We start from the raw sequence: 26,703 nt of genomic DNA, 5'->3' as shown, positions 1-26,703 counted from the left end.
GCTCGCAGGAACCCGGCACCTACTACCTGTACAGCAACTGGGACTTCAACGCGGCCGGGGCCGTCTTCGAGCAGCTCACCGGCCGCAACATCTACGACGCGCTGGAAACGGACCTCGCCCTGCCGCTCGGGTTTGAGGACTGGGACCGGTCGATCCACCGCAAGTCGGGGGACGCGGCGCGCTCCCGGAATCTCGCCTACCACATGGTCCTCTCCACGCGCGACATGGCTCGCATCGGCCACGTCATGCTTCTTGGCGGCGTGTGGGGGGAAGCGCGCGTGTTGCCGCAGGGGTGGGCCGAGCGCATCACGAGCGTGGTCACGCCCTCCGGGGAGATGAATCCGGAGGGCCTGCGCGGAGGCGAGTTCGGATACGGGTACATGTGGTGGGTGTGGGACGGCCCCGCGGTGCCGGAGGGATTCGAGGGGGCGTACAGCGGGCGTGGCGCCTACGGCCAGTTCATCACGGTCATCCCGTCGGTGGGCATGGTGGTCGCGCACAAGACGGTGCCCGACGCCCAGACGCCGTGGAGCGACTACATGGGCATCCTCACGCGCCTCGTCGCCGCACACTGCGGCGCGGACTGCTGACGGACGCGAGCACCGAAAAACGTTCCCGCGGAAACGTCGCGAGTTCGACCTAACCGGAACTCATTCCGGTCCATTCCACCCACACCGTCTCGGGCTTCCGGAATTCGTAGCCATGGGGGGCCGCGGTACGATCCGGGTCGAGGCGCAGTCCCGGGCAGTGGGCCCATAGCGTTTCGAGCACGACGCGGGTCTCGAGGCGGGCGAGCGGGGCGCCGAGGCAGAAGTGGCGGCCCACCGCGAACGACAGGTGGTCGCCGGCATTCCGGCGGGTCGCGTCGAAGCGGTCGGGGTGCTCGAAGTGCGCGGGATCCCGGTTCGCCGCGCCCAGCATGCAGTGGACCACCTCTCCCTCCGCGATGCGGACGCCGCGGATCTCGGTGTCGCGGGTCGCGTGGCGGGCGGCCGATTGTACCGCGGGTTCCCAGCGCAGGGTCTCCTCGATCGCCAGGTCCAGGGCGGCCTCGCTCGCTCGCGTCGCCGGGTGTTGTTCGGGATGCGAGAGCAGCGCCCACACCGCGTTGGCGATCATCGACTCGGTCGTCTCGATGCCGCCGAAGAGGATGATGAGCGCGTTGGAGCGGATCTCCTCCGCCGTGAGCGGGTCGACGTGGTCGCACGCGAGGTCGGAGAGGAGGCTGCCGTCCGGTTCCCGTTCGAGTTCCTCGAGGATCGGGGCGAGCGCCCGGCCGAACGCGTCCGCCGCCCCTTTGCCGGCGGCGCGCAGGTCCGGGTCGCCCGCGAAGTTCGCCAGCGCCCGGGCGAAGTGTTCGTACCACTCGTTCACGCGCTCTGTCTCGGTCAGCGGGATGCCGAGCACGGACAGCACCGAGTGGAGCGCGACCGGCCGCGCCACGCCTGTCCGCACCTCCCCGGCTTGCCACCGACCCTCCCGTCCGCTGTCAGCCGGCCTGGCCGCAGACCGCATCGTCTCCACCCTGCGCTCGACTTCCGCGACCAGGGGCGGCAGTGAAGTCGTCGTCAGGCGGGAGGCGTGAAACGGGGGCAGACACTTCCGCTTGTAGCGGATCTGCGTCGGACCTTCCGTCGTCATCATGTGGACGCCGAACATGTCGCGGATCGTGGAAGGCGCATCCGTCGTGAAGAGGTCGGGGTCCCGGAGCACGGCGAGGATGTCGTCACGCCGCGTGAGGAACCAGCGCTGGATCTCCGGCACCCAGGTGACGGGCTCGGCCTCTCGCAGTTCGGCGAAGATCGGGTAGGGGTCGACCGCCAGATCCGCGAGACGGACCCGTGCCCCGAGCGGGAACCGGTCGATGCGCGGCACGCCCACGGGCCGGCTCGGCCTGCTCACGGACGGGCTCGGCTCAAGACCGCCGCGACGACCATCACAAGCCGGACCACACCAGTACGGCGAAGCCGATGAAGAGCGCGTAGATGCCGGCCACGCCGGCGACAATCCAGCGGCCCCGGCCGCGGTAGGCTCGGAAGAGGAAGATGGAAACCGCCAGGACGAGGATGACTTCGCCGACGGCCGCGTACCCACCGTAGTGCTCGGGGTCCCAGTAGGACACGGGACTCGTGAACCGCCAGTCGCTGAAGGGGAAGAAGTGGCGGTGCGCGTCCTCCCGGTGCAGGGGGAGGTCGCCCAGAGCGTGGATGATCATGCTTGCGATGAACAGGGCCCATGCGGTGAGCCTCGCCGGCCGCGGCGCGGCGGCCACCCCCGCCGATGGGATGTGCCCGGCGGTCGAGCGTCGGCCGATGAGCGCCAGGAGGATGCAAATGGCGATCCCGAGGAGGGGAATCGAACTCGGGATATCGAACACGACCTGCCAGCCGGGATCGAAGTAGCGCTCCGACCAGATCCGGCCCTCCGATACGCCGCGCACGAGCCGCTCCCAGGCGTAGAAGACGAGCATCGGGACATCGGGGGCGACGGCCCCGAGCGCGACCGGCAGGGCGTTGCGCTCCGACCGGCCCAGGACGATCAGGCTGAGCGCCGCGTGGGCCGGCGTCGTCACCCGGCGACCCGCGGTGAAGGCCCGCGCCGCACAGACAGCGCGGCGGCCTCGGTCAGACGCCCGCTCCGCGCTTCAGGCGCTGGAGGTGCTGGCGGCGGAACTTCGCCACCTTCGGCGCGACGACCGCTTGGCAGTACGGCTGGGTCGGATTCCGATTCAGGTAATCGTCGTGGTACGCCTCGGCCGGGTAGAACGTCTCCAGCGGGGCCACCTCCGTCACGATCGGATCCGGCCAGAGGCCGGCCGCCGTGATCTCGGCCACCTTCCGCTCGGCCGCGTCCTTCTGCGCCTCGCTCTCGTGGAAGATCGCCGAACGATACTGCGTTCCCACATCCGCACCCTGCCGGTTCAGCGTCGTCGGATCGTGGATCGTGAAGAAGACATCCAGCAGATCGTCGAACGAGACCGTATCCGGATCGAAGGTGACGCGCACGACTTCCGCGTGCCCGGTCCGACCCGTGCATACCTGCTCGTAGGTGGGATTCTCGACATGCCCTCCGGCGTACCCGGACTTCACGCCGTGCACGCCTCCCAGAAGCTGATACACGGCCTCGAGGCACCAGAAGCACCCCCCGCCCAGCGTCGCCGTCTCCGTCCTCTCACTCATCTATTCGAATCTCCGTAGTCGGTCGTCGTAGTCACGACGCGCTTCTGTGCCTCGACCATTTCAGCCACGTCGGCGAGGAGTTGCTTCGCATCGTAGACGATGCCGTCCTTGATCGTGTACAGGATGCCGCCGACGGTGTCGACCTCACCCGTCTCGTCGTTCAGGCGCCGCGCCCCGGTGCCGTGGAGAACCTTGAGGTTCTGGATCGGGTTCTCTTCCACGATCACGAGGTCCGCCAACAGGCCGCGCCGCACGACGCCGAACTCGATGGGACGGCCCGTGGGCTTGAACAGCGTCTCGGCCGCGTGCATGGTCGCGGCGCGGATCACCTCCAGCGGATGGAACCCGGCGTGCTGCAGAAGTTCCATCTCCTGGATCGTGGAGAACCCCATGAGGTTGTAGATGTAGCCCGCGTCCGAACTCGCCGTGACGCGGCCGCCCATGTTCTTGTAGTCGTTGAGCAGGTCGTGCCACACCTCGAGAAAATCTCGCCACGCGACCTCCTCCCAGGTCGTCCAGTCGAAGTAGTACGAGCCGTGGTCCTCGCGGTTCGCCTCGTAGAACTCCCACAGCGTCGGCAGTGTGTAGGTCTCGTGCCAGGGCGCGTACATCTGGTCGTCGATATCCCAGCTCGCCTGGTAGGCGGTCATCGTGGGGTCGAGGGTGACGTCGAGCGCGAGCATCTCCTCGAGGAAGGTGTTCCACTCCGGGCTCCCGGGCTCGTGGATCAGGTTCCACTGCATGGGCACCTGCCCGAAGCGGTGCTGCTCGTCGTTGTAGTTCATCTCCGGGGGCCACGGCTGGACATCGTGGTCCCTGTACAGCGCCTCGAACAGCCCGTAGAAGTGCGTGACGGTGCCGAGACCGAGGCGCGCGGCGTCGAGCGCGTTCATCTGCGCGACGCCCATCTGGCCGAGGTGGGCCGTGCTCCCGAGGCCGAGTTGTGCCGCCTCGTCGAGCAGCGCCTCCATGATTTCCGGGCGGAACGAGTTGAGCTTGAGCCCGTCGCCGCCCGACTCCTTCACGTACCGGGCCCAGTCGCGCGCGTCCTCCGGGGTGTCGATCAGGCGGCCGCTCCATCCCTCCCCGCCCGCGCCCGTGAAGGGATAGACCCACATGCGTGGGGCCACGATCTCGTTCGCCGCGCTCCGGGCCTTCTCCCGCACGGACCAGTCGTGGGGGCCGAACGCGACGCCGCGCCCGGTCGTGATCCCGTGCGACATCCACAACTTGTACGTGTATTCGGCCTCGGGCGCCTTGGGGACGCCGCCCGTGTGGAGGTGGAGGTCCACGAAGCCCGGCAGGACGTACATGCCGGTCGCGTCGATTTCATGCACGACCGCGTCCGGGTTGCCCTCGACCGTAAGCCCGGGGCGGCGCGACTCGTCGATGGGGCGCTGCGGGACGCCAACGCCGACGACGTCGACGATCCGGTTCCCCTCGATGACGATGTCCATCGGCCCTATGGGGGGCGCGCCTGTGCCGTCGATCACGGTGGCGCCGCGGATGATGAGGCGGTCGTATGGTCCTTCGCCTTCATCCGGGCCCCGGTCCGGAGCCCCGATCATCTGCATCGGCTGCAGGGCTTCCGCGGCGGTGGCCAGAAGGATCAGCGCCGAGAGAGCGCTCAGGGCGCTTCGAATCGCGCGGCCGGTCGTCTTCATGGGTCCTCCGAGGTCAGTCATCGAGGTGGTAGAGGCGGCGGTTGTTTTCGTGCAGGATCATGCGCGCGGCCGCCACGGCCTCGTCGCGGGTCAGGATTCCGGCGTCCACGTAGATCCCGAGTGCCTGCGCGAGGAATCGTCGGCCCCACTTGGCCGCGAGCCAGTAGAACTCGGGCAGGTGATAGGCGTCGCTCCCGAACAGGATCTTCGACAGGGGGACGACCTCCATCACCTCCAGGAACATGCGCAGCATGCCGTGGTGGATGAGGGGCGCGGCGAGCGACAGTTCGAAGTGGCAGTTCGCGTACAGGTGCGTGAGCCATGCGGCCTGCCCGATCAGCGGGTAGCCCGCGTGGATGAGGATGACCTGCGGCATGCGCATCACGCCGCCGCGCTCGAAGCGGACCATCTCCTCCATGAGGAACGGATCCTGGTTCCGCATGATCCCGCGCGGTGCCTCCCCGTCACCGGCATGGAACTGCATCGGCATGTCGCGCTCCAGACACGCCTCGAGGGCAAGCGAGTGGAGGTAAATCAGCGCTTCGCCCTGCAACTGCCAATACTCGTCGCGATCCCGGGTGTCCGCCGCCGGGACCTCGCCGCGCGCGCGCCGCGCCCGGAACGCGTCCCATGAGCGGCGGGCCGCCTCTCGGTCAAAGTGCGGCTTGAGGAGGCCCAGGCGCGGGAGCAGGTACGACTTCATCCCGTACGAGGGGGCGCCGAGGTTGCCGTCGCCGTCGAGTCCCGCCTCGATCTCGGCCATCATCCCGGTCTCGATCTCGTCGATCCCGAGGTCGAGGTCGTCGCCCATGAGGCCGCGGAGGATCGTGTCCACGCGCAGGATGTGGCGGCCGCGCGACGGGGCGATCGCGTCCTTGAAGCGGTCGATGCCCGCCTGGTCCATTCCCTCCCGGTAGCCCATGTCGACCATCGCGTTCTCGATGTTCGCGTCGGCGAACAGGGCGCCGAGATAGCTCGCGTAGTCCCGGCCCCTCTCGTTCCGGGCTTCGATCACGGCCTCGAAGGTGGCCTCGCAGTCGAGGAAGGCGGCGAGTTCCTTGACGAGATAGCGGAGAAAGACGGTTTCGCCGGCCTGTTCGAGGACGCGGGCGCGCGTGGCGGCGACGTCGAATTCGGCGTCGAGCGTGGCGCGCTCCGAGGCATCGCCCGCCTGCCAGCGTCCGTAGACGCCGGCGGGGAAGTAGCGGTCCATCGGGAAGGCGGAGAGCGCGAGCCGCTCGACGAACTGGTCGGGATCCGTCTGCGTGTCGTTGAAGGTGATCGGGTGGCAGTGCGTGTCGTCGACGGGGATCTCGCGCAACTCGTCGAGGAGTGCGCGAGCGGTCGGGTCCAGCCCCTCGCTCCCCGCGCGGGCGGAAGCGAATCCCGCTTCGCCCCCCGCGCAGGCCCCAAGCAGCGCGCTGCCGCCGCCGATGCCGGCCAGGCTCAGAAACTCCCTGCGATCAGGCATTCGCCGAACCTCCTTGCATGCGGTCACGTTCGATCCCGGATCGGCCGCGCGCAAGCCGAATCGCGGTCCGTGGAGGCCATCGAACTGTCGCATAACGCGGCAACGGGGCGTTTAGCACACGGGATTACGGATGACGACGTACGCGAAGGGAGGGTTCGTGCGGTTCAGCCGGCCAGGCAGGTTCGGGTTCGCGAGTCCGGCGGCCACCGCCATGCTGCTGGCCTGCGTTCTGGCGAGCGTCGGGTGCGACCGCGCGGAGTCGCCATTCGCGCCGGATTTCGGGGTCGAAGAACCCTCCCGGCTCTCCGTCCCCGTCGAACGGACTCCCGTAGCACAGCCTCCGGCAGAACCGCCCGAGGCCGAACCGGCTCTCACCGAAGAGGTCCCCACACCGGCGACGGACACACCGCCCCTCGAGGACGGCAAGGAGTCGGCGGTCCGGTCGGCGCCGCCGGGGGATCCACCGGGAGAGGACGAGTCGATCGTGCTGCGCGGGCCTACCTCGATCAGTACGGAATGTCGCTCGGTCTCGCCGCTGATCATCATTGACGGGGTCAAGCAGCCGGATGACTTCAAACTATCGGATGGCGAGGCCCTGGACATCGATCACGTGGAGGTCGTGAAGGGGCGCGCCGCGATCCTGCTCTACGGGCCGCGCGCCCGTGGCGGCGCGATCGACATTCAGACGAAGCGCGGGGCGCAGGCCGCCATTCTGAACGGGCTGAAACCAAGGTGATCACGCGGGGGCCGGTGTTCTCGCGGCCCCCGCGTCAGGCCCGTCCCACCGTCAGTGGCGAACCTCGGTGTCTACCCCTTCCTCTCCCTCGGAGCGGGCGATGATCGCGGCGCCGCACGAGTCGCTGAACACGTTGACCGCGGTGCGGTACATATCGAGCGGTCGGTCGATGGCGAGCATCGCGCCCACGATCGTGATCGCCTCCGGGTTGTCACCGAGGCCGATCGCGTTGAGGACGATGAAGATCACGACCACGCCGGCCGAGGGCACCGCCGCCGCGCCGATCGAGGCGAGGAGCGCGGTCAGGACCACGATCGCCTGCTGCCCGATGGTAAGGTCGACCCCGAGCACCTGCGCGATGAAGAGGGCGCCGGCGCACTCGAAGATCGCCGTGCCGTCCATGTTCACCGTGGCGCCCATGGGGAGCACGAACGACGAGACCTTGTTCGAGACGCCCACCTTCTCCCGCAGCGTCTTGATCGTGACCGGGAGCGTCGCGCCCGACGAACTCGTCGAGAACGCGGTCAGGAGCGGCTCGCGCAGGTTCGCGAAGTGTACCAGCGGCTTGATGCGGCCCAGCACGATGAGCAGAAGCGGCATCGTGATGAAGAGGTGGATCGTGAGCCCCGACCCGATCGTGGCGAAGTACTTCGCGAGCGCGGCGAAGCGTTCGAAGCCGGTCTCCCCCACCATCTTCGTGATCAGCGCGAAGACGCCGATGGGGAGGAACTTTATGATCCCCGACGTGAGGGCCATCATCGCCTGGAAGAAGGCGTTGAAGATGTCGGTGACGACCACGCGGGGCTTCTCCGGCAGTCCCGTAATGGCTGCGCCGAAGACGATGCAGAAGAAGATGATCGCCAGCATGTCGCCGGCCGAAGCGGCGGCGAAGAAGTTGTTCGGGACGATGTCGAGGATGAGATCGACGGCAGAGTCCGGCGTGCTGAGTTCGGGTACGTCCTGTTGCGCCGCCGCACCCATGTCGGCGTTCACGCCCGGCCGGATGAGGTTCACCATCAGCAGGCCGGTCAGCGCCGCCAGCATGCTGGACAGCACGTAGTAGCCCATCGTCTTTCCGAACAGGCGGCCGATCGCCCTCCCCCCGCCCACGGAGGCGACCCCGGACACGATCGACGTGAGCACGAGCGGCACGATGATCATCCGGAGCAGCTTCATGAACAGCTCGCCGATCCAGCCGATCGCATTCGCCGCGGGCAGCCCGAAGGCCCAGCCTACGCCGAGACCGAGGATCATGGCCGACAGCACCTGCCAGTGGAGGCGTCGGTACCAGGGGAGGGTGGGATCGTATTCCATTGGCGTCTCCGGTGCGGCGCCGTGTCGAGGCGCGTATCCAACGTTGTCAGCGGCGCGGCCCGGAGGCAGTCAGGCCGCGATTCGAGCGAACGATCCAACGGGGGTTGATCGTGGTATCCAGACGGCGAGCCGGCAATGGGCGTCACTCCTCGCCGCGCTGAGCCGGCGCCCCGGGCACTCTCGGTGACTCGCAGGTTTCCGCCGCTCTACACTAGCTTCGGGAGTTCTGACCGTCGCCACGGCGCGTGGGCTTCATCGTCACGGGAGATGCGATGCCCAGGATCATCCATGCAGATAACCTGGACGCGCTCCGGGGCCTGCCGGATGGACACGCGGATCTCATCTACATCGACCCTCCCTTCAACACCGGCCGCACGCAGCGGCGCACCCGGATCCGAACCCGGCGCGCCTCCGGCGGAGATGTCGGCGACCGGACGGGCTTCCACGGCGAGCGCTACGAGACGACCGTCCTCGGCACCCGGCGTTTCGCGGATCGATTCGACGACTACCTCGCGTTCCTCGGCCCCCGGCTCGTCGATGCGTATCGCGTTCTCGCGCCGCACGGATCGTTCTATTTCCATGTCGACTACCGGGAGGTGCACCACTGCCGGCTGTTCCTCGACGACCTGTTCGGCCCGGAGAATCTCCTGAACGAGATCATCTGGGCCTACGACTACGGCGCGCGACCGAAGACGCGGTGGCCGGCGAAGCACGACAACATCCTGTTCTACGTGAAGGATCTGTCGAACTACGTCTTCAACGTGGACGAGATCGAGCGCATCCCATACATGGCTCCGGGGCTGGTGGGGCCCGAGAAGGCCGCGCGCGGCAAACTCCCCACGGACACCTGGTGGCACACGATCGTCCCCACGAGCGGCGCCGAGCGGACGGGATACCCGACCCAGAAGCCGCTCGGCATCCTCCGCCGCATCATCACAGCCTCCTCGAACCCCGGCGACCTCGTGCTCGATTTCTTCGCCGGAAGCGGCACGACCGGCATGGCCGCCCACGAACTGGGCCGGGACTTCATCCTCGTGGACAACAACCCGGAGGCGCTCGAAGTGATGGCGAAACGATTCGAGTGCGTCCCCGACGTCCGCTGGGAGGGGCTCCCGACCTAGGGGTCGCGGTGGACGGTGTCGGGGGAGAAGGCGGGGAGGCAGACGGCGACGTACTCGGCTCCCTCGGGGCCGGGCGCGCTGTAGCGGACCCATTCGCCCGGGTGGGTGACGATCGCCTGGCCCGCGTCCACGTCGATGACGCCGTCCTCGTGCTCCACGCGCAGTGATCCGCTCAGCACGACGGTGATCTCCTCGAACTCGGGACGTTGACCCGGTTCGACCCAGCCGGACGGCGCCACCATGCGCGCCACGCTGACGCCCTCGTGTCCCGTCCGGACGCGGCCCGCGTACTCCTCGATCCGCTTGGGCTGGTTCCCGGCCGCCTCGATGACGGCCGGGGCTTCGATCAAGGTGGGCATGTCCCGGACTGCGCCGGGCGTCCCGCCCCGCGTTCCCTACATCCCCGCTCCCGCGAGGGACCGGACGGCATCGGCCAGCATGCGGACCTTCCCGGCGTCTCCCGCCCCGGCGGCGCCACGGGATACGCCGTCGGCCAGCGACCGGAGCGCGTCGGCGCGCGCGGATCCGGTCATCCCCTCGGCCTCGGCCAGTCCGGCCCGGACACGGTCGATCCTCGCGGCGGCGAGACCCCCGTGCCGCTCCAACTGGTCCAGGTAGGCCCTCGCGAGCGCGAACGTCGCGGGCCACTCGAAGATCGGCTGACCCTGGGAGTTCAGGTGCGTCAACTGCACGGAGTTGGCGGCATCGATCTCGTTCTGCGTGAGCGCCTCGCTCGGCACCAGTTCGAGGATGTCGAGCCCGCGGGCGATCTCGGAGTTGACGATGAGGCCGTTGTACCAGTAGACGGACCAGCTGCCGCCCATCTGCATGCGGTCGGGGTTCACCGGGCCGCGGTCGAAGTAGGCGATCTCGACCGGGTTCGCGGTGTCGGTCCAGTCGAGAAGCGAGATTCCGCCCTGGTACCAGCCCTGGATCATGATGTCGCGACCGGGGATCGGGATCAGCGATCCGTTGTGGGCCACGCAGTTCTCCTCGGGCGTCTGCGGCGCGGAGAGCTTGAAATAACTCTGGAACACCATCTCCGAGCCTTCGATGGTGAAGATCGCGTTCGCGCCCCACTCCATCGGGTCGGAGGCCCGGCACTTCGGCGAGCCGCCGCCACCCCACTCGTCCGTGAACAGGATGGCGCTGCCGTCGTTGTTGAACGTGGCGGAGTGCCAGTAGGAGAAGTTGGAGTCGGACACGGCGGAGAGCCGCCGGGGGTTCTCCGGGTCGCTGATGTCGAGCAGCATGCCGTAGCCTTCGCATGCCCCGCCTGCGAGACCGATGGCCGGGTAGACGGTGATGTCGTGGCACTGCGTCGGGCCGGGCTCCGGACCGTCGCCCTCCCCGCCCTGCTGTCCCATCATCTGCGCGATGATCGTGGGTAGCGCTTCGCGCAGTGCCGCGCTGTCGGCTGCGGTGGGCGGACCCTCGCCTCCCCGCTGGGCCACCATCTGCCCGAGCATCCCCTGGGCGGCCGGTTCGGGCAACACCATCTCCTGCCCCTGCACCTCGATGATGAAGGCGCCGCGCGCCCGGGCCTCCTCGAGCGCCGCGAGGTCGTCGGGGGCCGGGCCGTGCGTCGGGGGCGCGACCAGGTCCTCGAAGATGCGCGGCGAACTCACGATCTCGGCGCTCGCCGGGTCGGCCAGCGGGACGCGGATTACCTCGATGCGGAAGAGGGCGGAGTTCGGATCCTCGGACGGCGGCGCGCCCGAGCAGCCGGCGAGTTCCTCCGCCGGACGCACCGGGGCGGAACCGGACACGTAGACGTAGACGTTCTCGTCGTCCCCGGGGTGTTCCAGCAGCGTGTGCGTGTGCGAGCCGCGGCACGTCTGGACGTTGGCCACGTATTCAGGCGCGGTGATGTCGGAGATGTCGAAGATGCGGATCCCGCGCAGCCGGTCGTGGCTCACGGCCTCTTCAACGCCCTGGTCACCGCAGTCCAGCCTTCCGCCGAACCCCTCGCCGGATACGAACAGGAGATTTTCGTACACGGAGACATCGCTCTGGGACGCGGGGCAGACGTAGGTCACGACGGTCTGTGGATTCGTTGGATCCGAGATGTCCCAGATCTGAATCCCGTCGTAGTTGCCCTGAATCGCGTACGGGCCGGAGAAGGCGAGGTCGGAGTTGGTCTGGCCCACGAACGGGTCCGGCGGGGGCGTGGTGGAGACGAGGTCGAGGTTCCAGATCGCCTCGCCCGCGTCGAACATGCCCGGCGCGAGCCCGACGCGCGGGTCCGGCGTGGGTGGATTGACCTGAAGGCCCATGGGCGCGGCGGCAGGGGCCACAGGAGCGGTGGCCATGCCGGTCTGCGCCGACTGGTACGCACAGCCGGCGAACCCTCCCACGGCGATCACGCCGGCGAGCAGCGCCGCGAGGCGAGCGGTGAATCGAGTGTCGTCGCGTTTCTTCGTCACAGCGAACATGTCGGATCCTTCGATTGGGTTGAACTGCACGAATCAGCCGCCCGGCTCCGGCGCGGCGAGCGCCTCGAGCATGATTTCCATGCGGGCGATTTCCGTGGCCTGATCGACGTGGATGTCGGAGGCCAGCTTGAATACGAAGTCGTCTTGCGCCGCACCATCGGTGGCGAACAACTCCCGAACCATCGTGACGGCGCCCTTGTGGTGCTGGATCATGTACCGGAGGAAGAGGCGGTCGAAGTCGGGGCCGCGCGCGGCTTCCAGTTCCGCGAGTTGTTCGCGGGTCAGCATCCCGGCCATGAGCATGGCCCCTTCCCCGTGCCCCCGCATGTCCCCGGTGTCGGGCACGGGGAGGCCGCGGTCGGAGAGCCAGCGGCTCATGATGGCGATCTCATCGGTCTGAGCGTTGATGATCCTCGCGCACAGCGTCCGGATCGAGGGACTCGCGCCCGCGGCCGGAGCGAAGCCCGCCATCACCAGCGCCTGCGCGTGGTGCGGGATCATGTGCGTCATGAAGCGGATGTCCGCCTCGTGCGCACCCTCTAGGGCGGCTTCCGCGCGTGCCCGGTAGATCGCCTCGAGTTCCGCCACCCGCGCCGCATCCGGACGAACCGCGTCCGGGCGAGTCGGCGTCTCGGATGGACGGCCGCCGGACGTCGCGCTCGCACACGCCTGCACGACCGCGAGCAGGCCGAAGAGTGCAACGCGCCTGGCGCGCGTGACGTGCGTTGTGTGGTGGGTCCTCATGCTTCGCCGTGTGGTGACGTCCGTTACCGGAGGGCTGTCCCGCATCAAATCTGCCGAACAGGCATACCGAATCAGGCGTACGAATACAATCCCGTACGGTTTCGCGTCACTGGATCGCGGTCGGCTCGCTCCCGTTGGGCGACGAACCGGTGAAAGCTGGCGGTCTCCGCGCCCGTCGCGGAGGCGTAGGGTGCGCTCGAGGCGTCATGTGCATCGCCTCGATGGGTGGCGGGACGCGAATTCAGCGCCGCCGTCGCGTCGCCACGATCCGGCGGGTCGCCAGGAAGCAGATGGCCGCCTTCACCACGGCGCCTGCCAGGAACGGCTGCACGCCGACAGCGAAGAGGGCGCCGGGGCCGAGATCGGTGACGACCGAGAGCCAGCCTGCACCCATGACGAAGATGATCGAGGAGCCGACGACCAGCGCAATCGCGGTGCGCAGGGCGCGTCCGTCGGAGCCCGAGATCCACCCCACCAGCGCCGCGGCGAGCGGGAAGGCCATCAGGTAGCCGCCGGTCGGACCGAAGATCCAGGGCAGGCCCGCGGCACCCATGGCGAAGACGGGAACGCCGGCGACGCCGAGACCGAGGTAGAGCAGCTGGGAACTTGCCCCGGCCACCGGGCCCAGCAGCGCCCCGGCGAGCAGTACGAACAGGGTCTGAAGCGTCATCGGCACCGGCGTGATTCCGAGCGGAACCGCCACATGGGCCCCGAGCGCGGTGAGCAGCGCGAACAGCGCCACGGCGAGCGGCATCGTCAAGAGCCGACCGGCGGTCGCCTCGGGTGCGAGAGGCCACGCTTTCGTATGCGAATCGATCACTCGTACTCCTCTTCAGTTCTTTCCACTTACGGCAAGAAGCGCAGATCGTAGAGCCTCACGTCCTCCTCGTCGAGCGCGTCGCGCTGGAGGAGGACGAAGCGGTCGGCATCGACGGCCAGCACGCTCGCTTCGGCGGGAAGATCCAGCCATCCCCGCGGCTGTCCGTCGGGGCCGAGGATGAGCCAGCGGCGGGTCTCCTCGCCGGGGCGGGTCACAAGTCCGATCCAGACCATCTCGTCGGGACCCAGCACGGCCGAGTGGAAGGCGGGGTGCGTCTCCCGGTAGGGTGCGTTCTCGACAAACTCCATGTACCAGTCTGGGGCGTCCGGACCCCTGCGTGCGACTCGCTCCGCTCTCCATGCCCCGATTTCTTCGGCCGTCACCGCCCACCCGCCAGCCGACGCGCGGATCCGGCGTGTCAGACTCCCGTCGGCCGCGTGGACGGAGAGGCTCAGCACGTCGGTGTCGCCGATAAGGGCCCGGTCCCTGAATCCGCGGGCGACGATGTCCCGCCCGAAGGCGGGTTCGGTGCGGGTGAGCCCGCCGCCGGGCATGCCGCCGTAGCTCCACTCCGTGGCGGGCAGCACGCCCAGCGTGTCCGGCTCGGCCTCAAGATCGGCGAACAGGAGCAGGGGGGTCGTGTCCCGCTTCGTCCCCTCCGGGAGGAAGTACCGCTGTTGTCCAAGAATCGCGAGCAGGTGCCCGGCGGTATCTCTCGCGAGCGGTTTCAGGCTCACGATGGCGCTCTGCGCGGAGAGAGGTGACTGCGTGAGAAATTCCCCGCTCTCCGAGAACTCGTTGAGGCGGGCCAGCCGCGCGTCGTAGGCCAGGAACCCCCCGTCCGTCCCGAGGAGCGTCGTGATCTCGCTGAACTCGCCCGGTCCCTCGCCCTGCCCGCCAACCCGGGCCGTGAGCGAACCGTCGGCGGAGAAGAGCAGCACCTCGCCCGAACCGGTGTTGGCGAGCGCGAGGTCGCCGTTCCCGAGGAGGAGGGCATCACCGACCCAGAACAACTCGACCCCGAGATCGCGGGTGGAGAAGACGATGTTCGCGTCCAGCAGGGGTACCGACAGCTCCTCCACCCGGCCCAGGGCGATGTTCGTGATGCCCGCGGAATCGGAGACCAGAACCGCGTTCGGGGGCTGATCTTCGGGTTCGGAGTGAGCGCCGCCGCAGGCGATGGCCGCGCAACTGAGGACTCCGACGGCGAGGAAGCTTCCGCAAGCGCGCATGGTTCCCGTCCCGGTTGAGACATCGGTGATGTTGACCGCTGTCCGCGGCATGGCGGCCTCATTCTTTAGAGGCGCCATGTCGATCGGGGGTTGTATCCGCTGGGCGCTATCCTCTGGGCGCTACTCGGAGGCGGGGACGCCCAGGGCGCGCCGTAGCGCCGCGGCGCCGCCCACGACGGGCAGCGCGATGCGGGTTTCGCCCAGGTCGACGGTGAGGGTCGTGCCGGGGTCGGGGTGCAGCGTGAAGAACTTGTCGCTGGAGAAGATCATCAATCCGATGCGGGCTCCGGCCGGGATGATCTGGTCGTCGGGCTGAAGCGCGAACTCCAGGTCGACGAACTCACCCGGCGCGAGCGATGCGCCGGCCCGGGGCGACGCGATGTCCTCGGCGCCCGCGTTGGCGGGGTCGGCCCAACCCTTCGTGATGATGTTGTCGTTGATTTCCCCGCTCTCGGTCCACGGCAGCGACACCAGCCACACGGACAGGTTGGCCGCGGGCGCATCGGCCGACATCCGCACGCGGACGGTCGCCACGCCCGACAGGTGGACGTCCTCGCGCAGTTCCGGCGTCGCGTACAGCAGGCGGTGATTCGACCACTCGCTCGCGGCAAGTTGGTCGCCGGTGAACGCGAAGTTGTCGACGATCGCGCCGGTCCCGGCGCCCGCATCGTCGAGGGAGAGCGTGCCGGTCCAGTGCCCGTCGCCGCCGGGGCGGAGCGTCACGGCGTCGGCCTCGGGGTGGGGATAGCTCGGATAGGGCGTGGGCTCCGCGCGGTCGTCTCCCTCCCGCACGATCCACGCCTCCGGGTCTTCCTCCACGCCGTTCTCGACGCCGACCACGTAGCGGGTGAACCACCGGTTCATGAGTTCGAGCGGGGGCGCCCCGCCGTGCCCGCCCTGGTGGTAGTAGATCTGCAGCGGCACGCCCCGCTCCCCGAGCGCCATCGCAATGCGGTGGCTGTGCTCGGGCATGACGTTCCAGTCGTTGAAGGCGTGACTCATGAGCGTGGCCGCCCGCACGCCGTCGACGTGGTTCAGGTAGTCGCGGCCCGCCCAGAAATCGTTGTAGTCGCCCGTGACGCGGTCCAGCCGCGCCGTCATCTCGTCGCGCACGTTCGCGAGGCAGTAGTCGCGGACCTCCGGGAAGCCGCTGAAGATGAAGTCGAACAGGACGTCGACATCCTCCCCGGGATAGCCGCCCGGCGACCGCACCAGGCCGTTGGAGCGGTAGTAGTGGTAGTAGGAGGTGTTCGGCGCGATGGGGATGATCGCCTCGAGCCCCTCCACGCCTGTCGTCGCCGCGGCCAGGGGGAGCGTGCCGTTGTAGGAGGTGCCCGTCATCCCGACCCTTCCGGTCGCCCAGTAGGCCTCGACCTCCTCGTCTCCGTCCACGCTCGTGAAGCCGCGCGTCCGGCCGTTGAGCCAGTCGATCACCGCCTTGGGCGCCAGCGACTCGTTCGCGCCGCCCACGGTCGGACACCCCTGCGACTGGCCGGTCCCGGGCGACTGCGAGTGGACGACCGCGAATCCCCGCGGCACCCACGTCGCCACATGCGAGTTCGAGATCCGCGGCTGGCTCGGAATGTGGCGGATCGTGGCCGGGAACGGGTCGCGCGGCGGAGCTTCGCCGCCCACCTCCTGGCGGAGGTCCCAGAAGTGCGCGAAGTCGATGCCGGCGACGCCCGAGTAGTAAGGGCTCGTTTCGTAGATGACCGGCACCCGGAGCCCCTCGCCGTCGGTCTGCGCCGGGCGCGTCACATCCAGGTGCACCCGGTCCGGCCGGCCGTCGCCGTCGGAGTCGAACCCGGTCTCGACCCACAGTTCATGGCGGATCCAGGCGGACGAATCCGCGAAGGCCGCGACGATCTGCGCCTGCCCGTCCTCGATCACGAGTCCGGCCTGCGCGGTGACCGCCGCCGGAAGCAGGACGAACGCGAGAAGGGCTGCGGCGGGCGTGGCGAAGCGCGCTGAGATCATGGGTTCGGTTCCGATCTGTCAGTGGGTAGCGGTGCGTGGCTCTCAGGGGCGCCGCAGGGGACGGCCGGCGAGTTCGCCGGTCACCTCGTCGTCGCGGATCGCGAAGCGGCCGTTCACGAGCACGTGCACGACGCCCTCGGACAACTGGTGCGGGTCGTCGTACGTCGCCCGATCCGTGAACCGGTCGAGGTCGATGACCGCGATGTCCGCGACCAGACCTTCGCGGATGTAGCCGCGATCGTCCAGCCGCAGGAAATCCGCGGCGAGGCCCGACATGCTCCGGATCGCGAACGGGAGTCCGATCGCACCGTCCCGGTCCACGAAGTCCTTGATCTTCTTCGGGAAACCCCCGTACACGCGAGGATGCACGATTTCGGCCCCCGGCGCGGGCGTCGCGCCGTCCGTGCACGTCATCATCCACGGCATCGTCGCGAGGTAGCGCGTGTTCTCGACGTCGTAGAGGTCGCGGTTCATCACCCACGGGTTCGACCCGGACATGATCTCGCGCACGGCCTCGGGGACGGGCAGCCCTCGCTCGGCCGCCACATCGGCCAGCGTCTTGCCGTTGAACTCGGGCCTCGCGTCGGCGAACACGATCTGCTCCGGACCGCCGCGGATCTCGAGCATCTCCATCGTCTGCACGTCGAGGACCCGTGCCGTGTCGGGATGCTGGAAGCGGCGCACCATCTGCTCCGGGCCGCCGGCCTGCGCCCAGCGCGGGATCGTGTAGGCTCGCAGGCTCGACATCGTGGACGTGTAGACGTGCTGCGCGCCCGCCACTTCGAGGCCTTCCGCGCGCGCCGAGTCGATGATCGCGGCGCCTTCCGAAGCCCGCCCATACAACGCCGCTCCCTGTGCGTTGAAGTGGCTGAAGATGGTGCGGAGGCCGGACTCCGCACCGATGTGGATCGCCTCGCGGATCGAATCGTGGTAGCCGATCCCCTGGTACGCCGCGCCGAGATCCCGGTCGTGCGTGTCGTAGATGGGGGCGTGCTCGCCGCCGATCGGGTACTCCGCCGCGACCCGGCCGAGTCCGATCACCTCGTCGGCCTCCGCGTAGTACCCGGGCGTGTAGAAGAGTCCGGAGGAGAGCCCGAAGGCGCCGTCCTCCATGCCCTGGCGGACGAGCGCCTTCATCTCGTCGAGTTCTCCCGCGGTGGGATCGCGGTCGTCCATGCCGATGACGGCCCCGCGGACGGAACCGTGTCCGATGTAGGAGATGATGTTCTTTCCGACGCCGGACGCTTCCAGGTCCGCGTAGAGCCCGGCGAGATCCGTGCTGCTCGAGCCGTCGACCCCGATGACGCCGGTCGTGATCCCCTGGGTGAGGAATTCGGCCGCCCCGAGCCCGTACGCCTCGCCAACGCTGATGACCGTGATATGGCTGTGCATGTCGATGAAGCCGGGCGTGAGCAGCAGGCCGTCGAGTGCCAGGGTGTCGCGCAGCACGAGGTCCGCCGCCGAGGCATCGCCGACGAAGGTGATCCGGTCGCCCTCCACCGCCACATCGGCCACGAAGGACGGGTCACCGGACCCGTCGAGTACGGTCGCGCCGGTGAACAGCACGCTCGTCGGCGGGATCTCGGCTTCCGCTTCCGGCACATCGTCAGCTGCACAGCCCAGAGTTGCTCCCGCCAGCGCGAGACACGCGATCACCGGACGGGCGGGCAGGTGGCGACGCGCCGCCGAGCGGAGCGCGGAGATCCGCCATCGCAGCGGGATCGCGACCGGCATACTCTCAACGCGTTCGCCGTTCATCGGTTCTCCCCTTTTCGACCCTTCGACCGAGGCTGCCCCATGCCGGCACGTCCACACGGGCGGGCGCTGGACGCCCTCCGACCCACGACCCTGGAGACGGGAACCGCCCCCTTCGCCGAGGGATCGTGCACCATCAGGATGGGGATGACGCGCGTGCTTTGCACGGCCTCCATCGACGAGAGCGTCCCACCGTGGCGCGAGGGCCGCGGCGGCTGGGTCACGGGGGAGTACGCCATGCTGCCCCGAGCCACGGCGGAGCGCACCCGGCGAGAGCGTCGCGGCGCGAGAGGTCGCACGCAGGAAATCCAGCGCCTCATCGGCCGCTCGCTGCGGGCCGCAGTCGACCTCCGCGCGCTGGGCGAGCGGACGGTGACGGTGGACTGCGACGTCCTCGTCGCCGACGGCGGCACCCGCACGGCCTCGATCACGGGCGCGTGCGTGGCCCTCGAGATGGCCTTCCAGCACCTTGTCGCCGAAGGCGCGATCGAAGCCAGCCCGCTCCGCCAGTGGGTCGCCGCGATCAGCGCCGGCATGGTGGACGGCGAGGCGAGGCTCGATCTGGAGTACGTGGAGGACGCCGCGGCCGACGTCGACTTCAACTTCGTCCATCTCGAGGACGGACGCCTGGTCGAGGTGCAGGGGACGGCCGAGGGCGCGCCGTTCACGCGCGAAGAACTCGACGAACTCCTCCGCCTGGGCGAGGCGGGCGCGGGCAAACTGTTCGAGCTACAGAAAGCAGCCCCTTAGCGCGTTCGGGTCGGCCCATACGCGCGACCGGCTCAGCGGCGGCTGGCTCGGATGAGGCGGTCGAGGAGGGGGTATTCGCGGTCGAGGTAGGTATTGCCCTGGGCGACGATCCGGGTCTGGTCGCCTCGTCGCAGGCCGCCGCCGGAGTCCTCTCCGTAGCCGGAGTAGAGTGCATCCACGACCTCCATCCCGCTCACGACCTCGCCGAAGGGGGCGAATCCGGTCGAGTCGAGGCGCACGTTGTCCACGACGCTGATATACACCTGGGTCGCGCGGGTCCCGGGGTCGGTGAAGGCGAAGGCGATGCGGCCGCGGGTGTTGGAGGCGAGGACGGGATCGTCCGGGATGTAGGCGTTCATCCACTCGGCGGTGAGGGCGGGGTCGCCGGCGAGTCCCCACTGGACGATGAAGTCCGGGACGACGCGGTGGAAGCGCGCGTCATCGTAGTAGCCGGATTCGACGAGGGTGAGGAACCGCTCGGCTCCCAGCGGCGCCCACTCGCGGTGCATGGCGATGACGAATTCGCCCTGGCTCGTCTCGACAACCACTTCGACCGGGCCGGCCTCGGTGGCGGCTCGGGCAGCGATGGCATCGGCCCCGACGTCGGTGGACGGGACGGGCTCGACGCGCTCGCAGCCCGCCAGGACGACAGTCGCCGCGACGAAACGCGCGGCGAGCAGGCCGATCTTCACTTCAGGAACTGCTCGAAGAAGTCGAGCATGTCGAGGAGCATCTGCCGGCGGTTCGCCTTCCCGTACACGTAGTAGTTCTCGTTCGGGTACGTCTTGTACTGGAAGGGCTTGTAGTAGTTCTCCAGCGCCCGCGCGAAGATCTCCGACTGGTCCGAGCCCGGATAGCGGCCCACGCCGTGCACGAGGAGGATCGGCGTCGAGACGTCGGCGACGTGCGAGATCGACGAACTGTGGCTCCACACGTCCTCGCTCGTCTCGAACGGGCCGAGTTCGTGGTCGAGCAGCTTGATGTGCCGGAGTTCGTTCTCGCCGTGTTGGAAGTGGACCCAATCCGTGTATCCGGAACCGGGGATCGCGGCGCGAAAGGCGTCCGGCGCGAAGGCGACCGCGTACATGCTCATCACGCCGCCGTAGCTCGTCCCCGTGATCCCGATCCGCTCCGGGTCGACCTCGGGGAGCGCCCGCAAGTAGTCCGCGCCCGCAACGACATCCTCCAGGTCGCAGTGCCCCCAGCAGCCGTTGTTCGCGTCGGCGAACGCCTTCCCGTAGCCCGAACTCCCGCGGATGTTGGGCAGGAGGACGACGTATCCCCGCTGGACGAAGAACTGCACGTGCTGCTGGAAGGTGTCGTGGAACTGCGACGTGGGACCCCCGTGGATCCACATCACGCCGGGGAGATCGTCTCCGGCCGCGGCCCCCGGCGGCCGATAGAGATAGGCCGGGATCGAATATCCGTCCGTGCTCTCGTAGCGGATCTTCTCCGGCGCGACGAGCCGCGCGCCGAAGTTGCCGGCGGGCATCGAGGAGGTGAGCCGCCGGCTGTTCCCGTCCTCCAGCGACACGACGTACAGGTCGCGCGGGCTCAGCAGATCCTCCTGCAGGTACGCGATCGCCGCGCCGTCCGGAGACCACGACGGGCTCGACGCGACGCCGGCCTTCGGTGACACGAGCACCCGCGGCTCGCCGCCGTCCGCCGAGACCACGCGCAGGTCGTGGTGCCCGTTGTGGTTCTCCGTGTAGGCGATCCAGTGCCCGTCGGGGGACCACACCGCGGCGCTCTGGTCGGCTTCGGCCGGGGCGATCGGGCGGGGGTCGCTTCCGTCGCGGGGGGCGAGCCAGTAGTTGATCCAGCCGTTCCGGTGCGAGCGGAAGAGGATCGACCCGCCGTCCGGGGACACGCTGGGGTAGCCGAAGGTCGCTCCGGCGCCGTAGTCGAAGAAGTCGCGGTCCTCGATCACCGTGCGCGGGCTGCCGCCGGCGGCGTCGACCTCGATCACGTCGTGGTCCTCCCACGTGTCGTCGAGACGGACGTAGAGGATGTGGCGGGAGTCGGGCGTCCAGGTGGGGAAGACCTCGTAGCGCTTGTCCTCTGTGAGGCGGTCCACGCGCCGCGTGGCGACGTCGACTTTCCAGATGTCGTAGTTCCCGTAGCGGTCCCCGGCGAAGACGATGGAGCGCTCGTCCGGGGACCAGCGCATGGAGTTTATGCGCGCGCCGAGATCGGTGAGCTGGACGTCGGCCCCGTCGCGCACCGACCAGAGCCAGATCTCGGGCGCGCCGCTCTTGTCCGACACGTAGGAAATCCACGTCCCGGACGGGGACCAGCCCGGCATCTGGGAGGTGAGGAAGTGGCCGGATCCGCCCATGTCCACCGGCACCCGCGTGGGGAAACCGCCCTCGGGGGGCAGTGTCATGAGCCCGCCGGTGAGCCCCGACTCGAACAGGATCGCCGAGCCGTCCGGCGACCAGGCGGGCGCGCCTCCGAGGACGGACTCGATGGAAAGGAGTTGGTCGACCGAGAGGGCGCCGCTGTCGCCGCCATCGCGACCGTCCTGCGCGTGAAGCTCGCTCCGTCCGCCGGCCACTGCGCCCAGAGCGAGGAGGATACCGGTGATCGCCGTCAACTGCGGATCGCGAGCCATGTGTCGTCCTTTCAACGCGTCAGTGTGCGGTCTCCCGCGAGGTCGGCCGTGCCGAGGTCGGCTCCCGCGAGGTCGGCTCGGGCGCGCTCGCCTCCTCGGATGTCGTGCGGCGCAGCGGGTCGCCCTGGAAGCGCCACGCCGATTCGAAGTCCTTCGCGGGCGCCTCGCCGAGCAGACGCGCGCGCACCATCTCGACCGGCATCCGGCCACCCTTGAGGATCGCGTCGTGAAAGGCGCGGTTCGTCATCTCCCCCGACTGCACGAGTTGTTCGTGCAGCGCCCGGAACTGGAGCCCGCCGATCATGTAGGCGACCTGGTAGAGTGGGGAATAGGAACCGTTGAAGCTCCGCCGCACCTCTGCCTCCGCGTTCGCCCGCTCGTGCCCGACCCGCTCGACGAGGAAGTCGATCGCCTCCTGCGGGGTCATGCGCTCGAGGTGGAAGGAGAGGGAGAAGATGATCCGGGCCGTGCGGTGCATGCGCCAGAAGAGCATGCCGATGCGGTCCTCGGGGGTCGACGGAAAGCCGAGGTCCCAGAGCAGCATCTCCCAGTAGAGCGCCCACCCCTCGCCCCAGAACGGGGTGGAGAAGGCGCGCCGGTGGGAGTTGAAGCGGCTCGTCATGAACCCCTGCAGGTGGTGCCCGGGAATGAGTTCGTGGTGAACGGTCGCGCGGGAGAAGTGCTCGTTGTTCCCCCGCATGCTCATCAGCTTGTACTCGTGCTCCATCCCGTCCGTGGGGAACGAGACCTGGATCACCTCTCCGCCGAGGAAGAAGGGCGACACCTTCTGCCGCTCGGGGGACATCATCTCGATGCGCCAGATCTCGTCGGCGAGCGGGGGGACGGTGACGAGGTCGCGCTTGGTGACGAAGGCGAGCGCTTCATCGGCGAGTTCGCGGATCATCTGCGGCTGGTCTCCGGGATCGCGGTGCAGCGTCTTCACGTACTCGAGGGCCGCCCGCCAGTCGTCGCCGTAGCCGAGTTCGCGCGAGGCCTCGATCATCCGCTCCTCGCACCAAGCGTACTCCCGCTCGGCGATCGCGATGAGTTCCGCAGGGCTGTAGGGGATCATCTCGCGACGCAGGTCCGCGGCGAGACCTTCCGCTCCGATCGGGTCGCCGACGATGGGTTCGTCTTCGCCTTCGCGGTAGCCGATGACCGACTCGCGCAGGAAGGTCGCGTAGCCGTCGAGCGCGGTCCTGGCGCGGGCGTACGGGTCCTCGTTCCACCAGGTGAAGACGGGGTCGTAGCCGGCGTAGTGCTCGTACCAGTTCTCGAGGAGCCGCGTGCGCTCGGCCAGCGCCGTGACCGCCCGGAGCGCGACGATCCGCGAGACACCTTCCCCGCCCTCGAGCCGGGCATCGACTTCGCCTCGGACGGCCTCGATCTCGGCCGGGAGCTCCGCGAGACGGGCCGCGGCCGCCTCCGACTCCACCGGCTCGCGCCGACGCCGACGCTCCTCCAGTTCCACAATGAGCGAGGTGAAGGAGATGAATCCGTCCATCTCGGCGGCGAGCCCCGCCTCGCGCGTCAGCAGATCCAGCTGGTAGCGCAGTTCGTTGAGGAGGAGGACGTAATCCACGCGTCCCTCGAGACTCAGCGCCTCAAAATCGAGCGCGTCGATCTCCTGTTGCCAGCCGGAGAAAAACTCGTGGAATCGGCGGGTGCGTTCGGGTGAGTATGAGACGGTCCACCGGCGGCCGAGGGCGACGCGGTCGGCGGAGTAGCGCTCCACGACCGGTGCGAGTTCGCTCGATTCGGCCCCGACGAGCCCCGCGACATCCTGGGCGGACGCGGGAGCCCTGCCGCCCAGCGCCAACACGGTCAAGACAAGCGCCAGCATGCGCGAACCCGCCTTCATGATCCGTCCGCTGACTTCTCGGGAAAGTGGATTCTCAAGTCCTCCCCGAAACGGAATCGCGTCAGACCGCACGCCTGCTCGACCCACACTCTCTTGCTCCTGTTGCTAACGTTGCTATCGACCCACCAGCCCCCGGGGAGCGACCTGCAGCGCTCCCGCAGGGCCGCATCGTTCGGGTGGATCTCGGAACGGGTACGGGCGACCCGCGGCCTCAGCTTCCGATCACGCGTCTTCCTCTGGTACCTATCGCTGTAGCGCCGGCAGAAAGTGGGGTCGTCCTGCGCCAATAGGGTGAAGGCTCTAACGAGAACCTCTATCCCGTTGCGGACGGCGTGCCGTTCTCCGCGGAATTCCACCCAGTGCTGGGAGTCCGCTTCCTGCGGTCTTGAGTGGTCCACTGGGAGTTCCGGCTTCGGCGGGACTGGCTGCTGGCCGGGAAACTGGATCTTCAGATCGCGTCCGAAACGCACTCCCGCTACTTGGCACGCCTGTTCGATCCGCTTCGACTTTTCATGGTGGATGATGTTGCTGTAGATCCACCATCCTCCCGGGAGCTGTCTGTAGTCACGGTGCAGGATCCTCATTGGCTTCAGCTTCACGTCACGCGTCAACCACCGATGCTTCTCACTGACACGCTGGCACAAGCTTGGGTCTTCTTCGGCAAGCAGCGTGAAGGCCCTGACGAGGATCTCTATGCCGTTCCGGACAGCATGCCGCTCTCCGCGGAACTCCACCCAACACCTAGAGTCCCGGGGCTTTGGCTTCGGGGGCGGGGGCTGGGGCGGCTTAACGAGTTTCGGAGGCGTGAGCCCCTGTGCGCTGCGCCTAGCCGATGCGCGACGCCGAAGCCATGTGGCGGCATCGTCCTCCGAGGGGTCCAGCGCCGCCACGTTCTTCACCTCGTGAATGAACAGCCTCAGGAATTTGTTTGCCGGTTCCTCGACGATGCGACGCCATGCCTGCCTGTACGCGCGATCGAGGCGCGCCCTCGTGAGATCCTGCTGCGCATTCTCCGGGCTGCGGCCATCCTTGACCTCCTCATACTGGAGATACCTCAGGAGTCGCTTTTCGGCCTTGCTGGAATCGTCCGACGTCAAGTCAACTCGGGCGAAACATCGCTCCTCGAAGGAACCCTGTCCCGCCGGGAGGAAGAAATGCCACGTCTGTCCGTCCGTAAGCACCGCGATTGGCACACCCACGCGCACGCAGTAGCCGAAGAGTTGCTCCTCGGCCCTCGGATTCACGGCTCCGGGCTTCTTCACCTCGACGAGGACTACGGCTTTTTTCTGGGGGTGACAGAGGGCGTAGTCGACCCTCCGCCCACCGCCGACTGCGAACTCGGGGATCACGATCTGTGTGTCGTACCGAGGCCAGCCGAGGCTCCCCAGGAGACGCTGCACCACACCGACACTGACCTGCGCTTCGCTCTCAAAGCGGCCCTCCTTGATCCGCTTGGCGATATCCTCGATGTCCTGTCGCAGTCGGGGAATCACGTTCGTTGCCTCGTTTCGCTGGAGTGGGTGGATCGCGATCGCCGCGTCGGCGTCACGGGTTGACCCTACGCAGGACGAAGTGTCCCGAAACCACGTCCATCCGAAGTTCATCGAAGGCGGCTCCGGTTCCGGCGGCTCCGGAATCTTCGTCCCGGACGAAACGATACAGGGTCCGTCCATCGGCGAACTCGTCGCCGCCCAGCCACGAGAGGGTGGCCGGTTCGCCGCCTCCCGTGTCGATCGTCAGTTGCCCGTCCTCGGCCGCCACCGTCGCGGTGATGCGCTGGCCGCGGGCCGGGCCTTCGTAGCGGCCTTCGTAGGGTGACGGATCGCCCTCGAAGGTCCCCGTGGCGGGCTCGTCCGGCGCGCCGAGCACCACATCTTCGATCTGTCCCGCGATCCCGCCGGAGGAGGCGCCTCCGGCCGTGTTGATGAGCACCGCGATGGATAGATCCTCGGACGGGACGTAGCGGAGGTCGGTGACGTAGCCGAAAATCCCGCCGCCGTGTCCGATCCGCGGGGCCCCGTCGCGATCCGTGATCGCGAGGCCTTTCGCGTAGCGCAGCTCCGTGCCGTCGAGCAGGGGCTCGGGCGTGATCATCAGTTCGTAGCTCTCGGGAGTCAGGATCTCGCCGCCCTCCCCGTCTCCGTGGAGGGCCTGGTTCCAGGCGACGAGGTCGCGCACCGTCGAACAGAGCGACCCCGCGGCGTAGGGCCACTGGTGGTCGAGGTAGGGCGCCGGGTGCAGCCCGTCGTCGCCCGGCTCGTACCCCTTCGCGCGGTTCGGGGTGAGTTCGTCCTTGTGGCAGTAGCGGGAGTTCTCCATCCCGGCCGCGCCGAAGAGGCGATCCTCGACGAAATCCTCATAGCTCATCCCGCTCGCCGCCTCGATGACGAGTCCGGCGAGGAAGTAGCCAGAGTTGTTGTAGGTCATCGCCGTGCCGGGTTCGAAATCGAACGGCTCGGCGGCGAAGAGCGTGACGAGCGTGTCCCGCGGGAGTTCGAGGGGAGCGAGTTCCGCCCAGAGATGCTCCATCTCGGTGTAGCCCTTGATGCCCGAGGTGTGGTCCAGGAGTTGTCGGACGGTGACGGTCCGATCCCCGACGGGGTAGTCGGGCAGCCACCTCGTGAGCGGGTCGTCGAGGGAGAGCTTCCCTTCCTCCTGCAGGAGGAGAACGGCGGCCGCGGTGAACTGCTTGGTCACGGATCCGACCTCGTAGACGGCGTCCGGAGGCGTGAGCACGCCGAGTTCGAGGTCGGCGTGACCGAACTCCTCGATCAGGAGCGTGTCCGTCCCGCGCACGACCGCGATCGACATGCCGGCGGCGCGACCCGCCTCGATCGGGGAAGCGGCGATGGCGTGAATCGCGTCGATCTGGTCCGCCGCAAGCGAGGCAGGGGACGAATCGGAGGCGGCGGGGTCCGATGACGTGTCGGGCCCGGCGCAGCCGCCGACGCCAAGGGCGAGGGCCGCCGCGGCGAGCGCGCTCCCGGGCCACCCCCGGCGCGCGTGCCGGAATCTCTCTGATCTCACGTC

Annotated in this window: 22 protein-coding genes; 4 read left to right on the top strand and 18 right to left on the bottom strand. The window is 68.4% G+C overall.

Translation table 11 applies throughout. The features are described 5' to 3' along the window. Nucleotides 1-590 (top strand): serine hydrolase (locus RN729_RS01355; RefSeq protein WP_310781828.1); only part of this gene is annotated, 590 nt, incomplete at its 5' end. Between the two features lie 49 nt (nucleotides 591-639). On the opposite strand, the gene RN729_RS01350 is transcribed toward RN729_RS01355, so the two are convergent. The 5 genes from RN729_RS01350 to RN729_RS01330 are packed head-to-tail and all read right to left on the bottom strand — an operon-like array spanning nucleotide 640 to nucleotide 6,314. Continuing rightward, complete coding sequence (locus tag RN729_RS01350; RefSeq protein ID WP_310781826.1) at nucleotides 640-1,902, bottom strand: cytochrome P450; 1,263 nt, start codon at nucleotides 1,900-1,902, stop codon at nucleotides 640-642. A gap of 34 nt (nucleotides 1,903-1,936) precedes the next feature. Further along, a complete protein-coding gene (locus RN729_RS01345) occupies nucleotides 1,937-2,572 on the bottom strand; it encodes a hypothetical protein (RefSeq protein WP_310781825.1) in 636 nt (211 codons plus the stop codon). 52 nt (nucleotides 2,573-2,624) lie between these two features. Next, nucleotides 2,625-3,179 carry a peptide-methionine (S)-S-oxide reductase MsrA gene (msrA, locus tag RN729_RS01340; protein ID WP_310781823.1) on the bottom strand — a complete coding sequence of 185 codons (555 nt, stop codon included), beginning with the start codon at nucleotides 3,177-3,179 and terminating at the stop codon, nucleotides 2,625-2,627. After that, on the bottom strand, nucleotides 3,176-4,843 hold the full coding sequence (locus tag RN729_RS01335; RefSeq protein ID WP_310781821.1) for a hypothetical protein: 1,668 nt from the start codon (nucleotides 4,841-4,843) through the stop codon (nucleotides 3,176-3,178). The genes msrA and RN729_RS01335 overlap by 4 nt, the downstream gene beginning before the upstream one ends. A 13-nt stretch (nucleotides 4,844-4,856) precedes the next feature. Next, nucleotides 4,857-6,314 (bottom strand): amidohydrolase family protein, encoded by a 1,458-nt coding sequence (locus RN729_RS01330; RefSeq protein WP_310781819.1) that lies wholly within the window; start codon nucleotides 6,312-6,314, stop codon nucleotides 4,857-4,859. A 130-nt stretch (nucleotides 6,315-6,444) separates the two neighbouring features. Between RN729_RS01330 and RN729_RS01325 the strand changes: the two genes are divergently transcribed. After that, the gene (locus RN729_RS01325) at nucleotides 6,445-7,050 is read left to right on the top strand and encodes a TonB-dependent receptor plug domain-containing protein (RefSeq protein ID WP_310781817.1); all 606 of its coding nucleotides are present in this window, start codon (nucleotides 6,445-6,447) and stop codon (nucleotides 7,048-7,050) included. A gap of 51 nt (nucleotides 7,051-7,101) precedes the next feature. Here RN729_RS01325 and RN729_RS01320 read toward each other — a convergent pair whose 3' ends face one another. Further along, a complete protein-coding gene (locus RN729_RS01320) occupies nucleotides 7,102-8,364 on the bottom strand; it encodes a dicarboxylate/amino acid:cation symporter (protein ID WP_310781814.1) in 1,263 nt (420 codons plus the stop codon). A 272-nt stretch (nucleotides 8,365-8,636) separates the two neighbouring features. On the opposite strand from RN729_RS01320, the gene RN729_RS01315 reads away from it, so the two are divergent. After that, a complete protein-coding gene (locus RN729_RS01315; protein WP_310781812.1) occupies nucleotides 8,637-9,485 on the top strand; it encodes a DNA methyltransferase in 849 nt (282 codons plus the stop codon). Here RN729_RS01315 and RN729_RS01310 read toward each other — a convergent pair. The 7 genes from RN729_RS01310 to RN729_RS01280 form a co-directional block, all read right to left on the bottom strand. After that, nucleotides 9,482-9,844 carry a cupin domain-containing protein gene (locus RN729_RS01310; protein WP_343218883.1) on the bottom strand — a complete coding sequence of 121 codons (363 nt, stop codon included), beginning with the start codon at nucleotides 9,842-9,844 and terminating at the stop codon, nucleotides 9,482-9,484. The two genes, RN729_RS01315 and RN729_RS01310, sit on opposite strands and share 4 nt — an antisense overlap. 36 nt (nucleotides 9,845-9,880) lie before the next feature. Continuing rightward, nucleotides 9,881-11,920, bottom strand: coding sequence for a hypothetical protein (locus RN729_RS01305; protein WP_310781809.1), 2,040 nt, complete (start codon nucleotides 11,918-11,920; stop codon nucleotides 9,881-9,883). A gap of 33 nt (nucleotides 11,921-11,953) precedes the next feature. Then, nucleotides 11,954-12,664 (bottom strand): DUF305 domain-containing protein, encoded by a 711-nt coding sequence (locus tag RN729_RS01300; RefSeq protein ID WP_310781808.1) that lies wholly within the window; start codon nucleotides 12,662-12,664, stop codon nucleotides 11,954-11,956. Nucleotides 12,665-12,905: 241 nt separating this feature from the next. Further along, complete coding sequence (locus RN729_RS01295) at nucleotides 12,906-13,484, bottom strand: biotin transporter BioY (RefSeq protein ID WP_310781805.1); 579 nt, start codon at nucleotides 13,482-13,484, stop codon at nucleotides 12,906-12,908. A 26-nt stretch (nucleotides 13,485-13,510) separates the two neighbouring features. Then, nucleotides 13,511-14,716, bottom strand: a complete 1,206-nt coding sequence (locus RN729_RS01290; protein ID WP_310781803.1) for a hypothetical protein — start codon at nucleotides 14,714-14,716, stop codon at nucleotides 13,511-13,513. A 120-nt stretch (nucleotides 14,717-14,836) separates the two neighbouring features. Then, nucleotides 14,837-16,693 carry a Xaa-Pro dipeptidyl-peptidase gene (locus tag RN729_RS01285; RefSeq protein WP_310781801.1) on the bottom strand — a complete coding sequence of 619 codons (1,857 nt, stop codon included), beginning with the start codon at nucleotides 16,691-16,693 and terminating at the stop codon, nucleotides 14,837-14,839. Between the two features lie 42 nt (nucleotides 16,694-16,735). Beyond that, nucleotides 16,736-18,451: an amidohydrolase family protein gene (locus RN729_RS01280; RefSeq protein WP_310781799.1), complete on the bottom strand. Its 1,716-nt coding sequence runs from the start codon at nucleotides 18,449-18,451 to the stop codon at nucleotides 16,736-16,738. A gap of 39 nt (nucleotides 18,452-18,490) precedes the next feature. Between RN729_RS01280 and rph the strand changes: the two genes are divergently transcribed. Next, nucleotides 18,491-19,198, top strand: coding sequence for a ribonuclease PH (gene rph, locus RN729_RS01275; protein WP_310781797.1), 708 nt, complete (start codon nucleotides 18,491-18,493; stop codon nucleotides 19,196-19,198). Between the two features lie 32 nt (nucleotides 19,199-19,230). Here the strand turns inward: rph and RN729_RS01270 are convergent, their stop codons facing one another. From RN729_RS01270 to RN729_RS01250, 5 genes are read right to left on the bottom strand one after another with little or no spacing between them, the layout of a single operon-like run. Then, nucleotides 19,231-19,890 carry a peptidylprolyl isomerase gene (locus RN729_RS01270; RefSeq protein ID WP_310781795.1) on the bottom strand — a complete coding sequence of 220 codons (660 nt, stop codon included), beginning with the start codon at nucleotides 19,888-19,890 and terminating at the stop codon, nucleotides 19,231-19,233. Beyond that, a complete protein-coding gene (locus RN729_RS01265) occupies nucleotides 19,887-21,812 on the bottom strand; it encodes a S9 family peptidase (protein ID WP_310781793.1) in 1,926 nt (641 codons plus the stop codon). The genes RN729_RS01270 and RN729_RS01265 overlap by 4 nt, the downstream gene beginning before the upstream one ends. Nucleotides 21,813-21,831: 19 nt before the next feature. Next, entirely contained in the window at nucleotides 21,832-23,673 is a 1,842-nt protein-coding gene (locus RN729_RS01260; protein ID WP_310781791.1) for a DUF885 family protein, read from the bottom strand. Next, a complete protein-coding gene (locus tag RN729_RS01255) occupies nucleotides 23,670-25,277 on the bottom strand; it encodes a hypothetical protein (protein ID WP_310781789.1) in 1,608 nt (535 codons plus the stop codon). Before RN729_RS01255 ends, RN729_RS01260 begins: the two co-directional genes overlap by 4 nt. Then, nucleotides 25,219-26,700, bottom strand: coding sequence for a serine hydrolase domain-containing protein (locus tag RN729_RS01250; RefSeq protein WP_310781787.1), 1,482 nt, complete (start codon nucleotides 26,698-26,700; stop codon nucleotides 25,219-25,221). The genes RN729_RS01255 and RN729_RS01250 overlap by 59 nt, the downstream gene beginning before the upstream one ends. Nucleotides 26,701-26,703: the final 3 nt, after the last annotated feature.

Origin of the sequence: Candidatus Palauibacter polyketidifaciens, from assembly GCF_947581785.1 — a bacterium.
Lineage (GTDB): Bacteria > Gemmatimonadota > Gemmatimonadetes > Palauibacterales > Palauibacteraceae > Palauibacter > Palauibacter polyketidifaciens.
Note: the sequence above shows the minus strand (reverse complement) of the source record. Positions and strands in the feature narration are given on the sequence as shown.

Coding starts and splice junctions, on each gene's coding strand:
- RN729_RS01320 (WP_310781814.1), bottom strand. CDS start 8,364: ATGGAATACGATCCCACCCTCCCCTGGTACCGACGCCTCCACTGGCAG.
- RN729_RS01330 (WP_310781819.1), bottom strand. CDS start 6,314: ATGCCTGATCGCAGGGAGTTTCTGAGCCTGGCCGGCATCGGCGGCGGC.
- RN729_RS01260 (WP_310781791.1), bottom strand. CDS start 23,673: ATGAAGGCGGGTTCGCGCATGCTGGCGCTTGTCTTGACCGTGTTGGCG.
- rph (WP_310781797.1), top strand. CDS start 18,491: ATGCCGGCACGTCCACACGGGCGGGCGCTGGACGCCCTCCGACCCACG.
- RN729_RS01280 (WP_310781799.1), bottom strand. CDS start 18,451: ATGAACGGCGAACGCGTTGAGAGTATGCCGGTCGCGATCCCGCTGCGA.
- RN729_RS01300 (WP_310781808.1), bottom strand. CDS start 12,664: ATGAGGACCCACCACACAACGCACGTCACGCGCGCCAGGCGCGTTGCA.
- RN729_RS01335 (WP_310781821.1), bottom strand. CDS start 4,843: ATGAAGACGACCGGCCGCGCGATTCGAAGCGCCCTGAGCGCTCTCTCG.
- RN729_RS01310 (WP_343218883.1), bottom strand. CDS start 9,844: ATGCCCACCTTGATCGAAGCCCCGGCCGTCATCGAGGCGGCCGGGAAC.
- RN729_RS01290 (WP_310781803.1), bottom strand. CDS start 14,716: ATGCGCGCTTGCGGAAGCTTCCTCGCCGTCGGAGTCCTCAGTTGCGCG.
- RN729_RS01305 (WP_310781809.1), bottom strand. CDS start 11,920: ATGTTCGCTGTGACGAAGAAACGCGACGACACTCGATTCACCGCTCGC.
- RN729_RS01315 (WP_310781812.1), top strand. CDS start 8,637: ATGCCCAGGATCATCCATGCAGATAACCTGGACGCGCTCCGGGGCCTG.
- RN729_RS01285 (WP_310781801.1), bottom strand. CDS start 16,693: ATGATCTCAGCGCGCTTCGCCACGCCCGCCGCAGCCCTTCTCGCGTTC.
- RN729_RS01325 (WP_310781817.1), top strand. CDS start 6,445: ATGACGACGTACGCGAAGGGAGGGTTCGTGCGGTTCAGCCGGCCAGGC.
- RN729_RS01255 (WP_310781789.1), bottom strand. CDS start 25,277: ATGAACTTCGGATGGACGTGGTTTCGGGACACTTCGTCCTGCGTAGGG.
- msrA (WP_310781823.1), bottom strand. CDS start 3,179: ATGAGTGAGAGGACGGAGACGGCGACGCTGGGCGGGGGGTGCTTCTGG.
- RN729_RS01265 (WP_310781793.1), bottom strand. CDS start 21,812: ATGGCTCGCGATCCGCAGTTGACGGCGATCACCGGTATCCTCCTCGCT.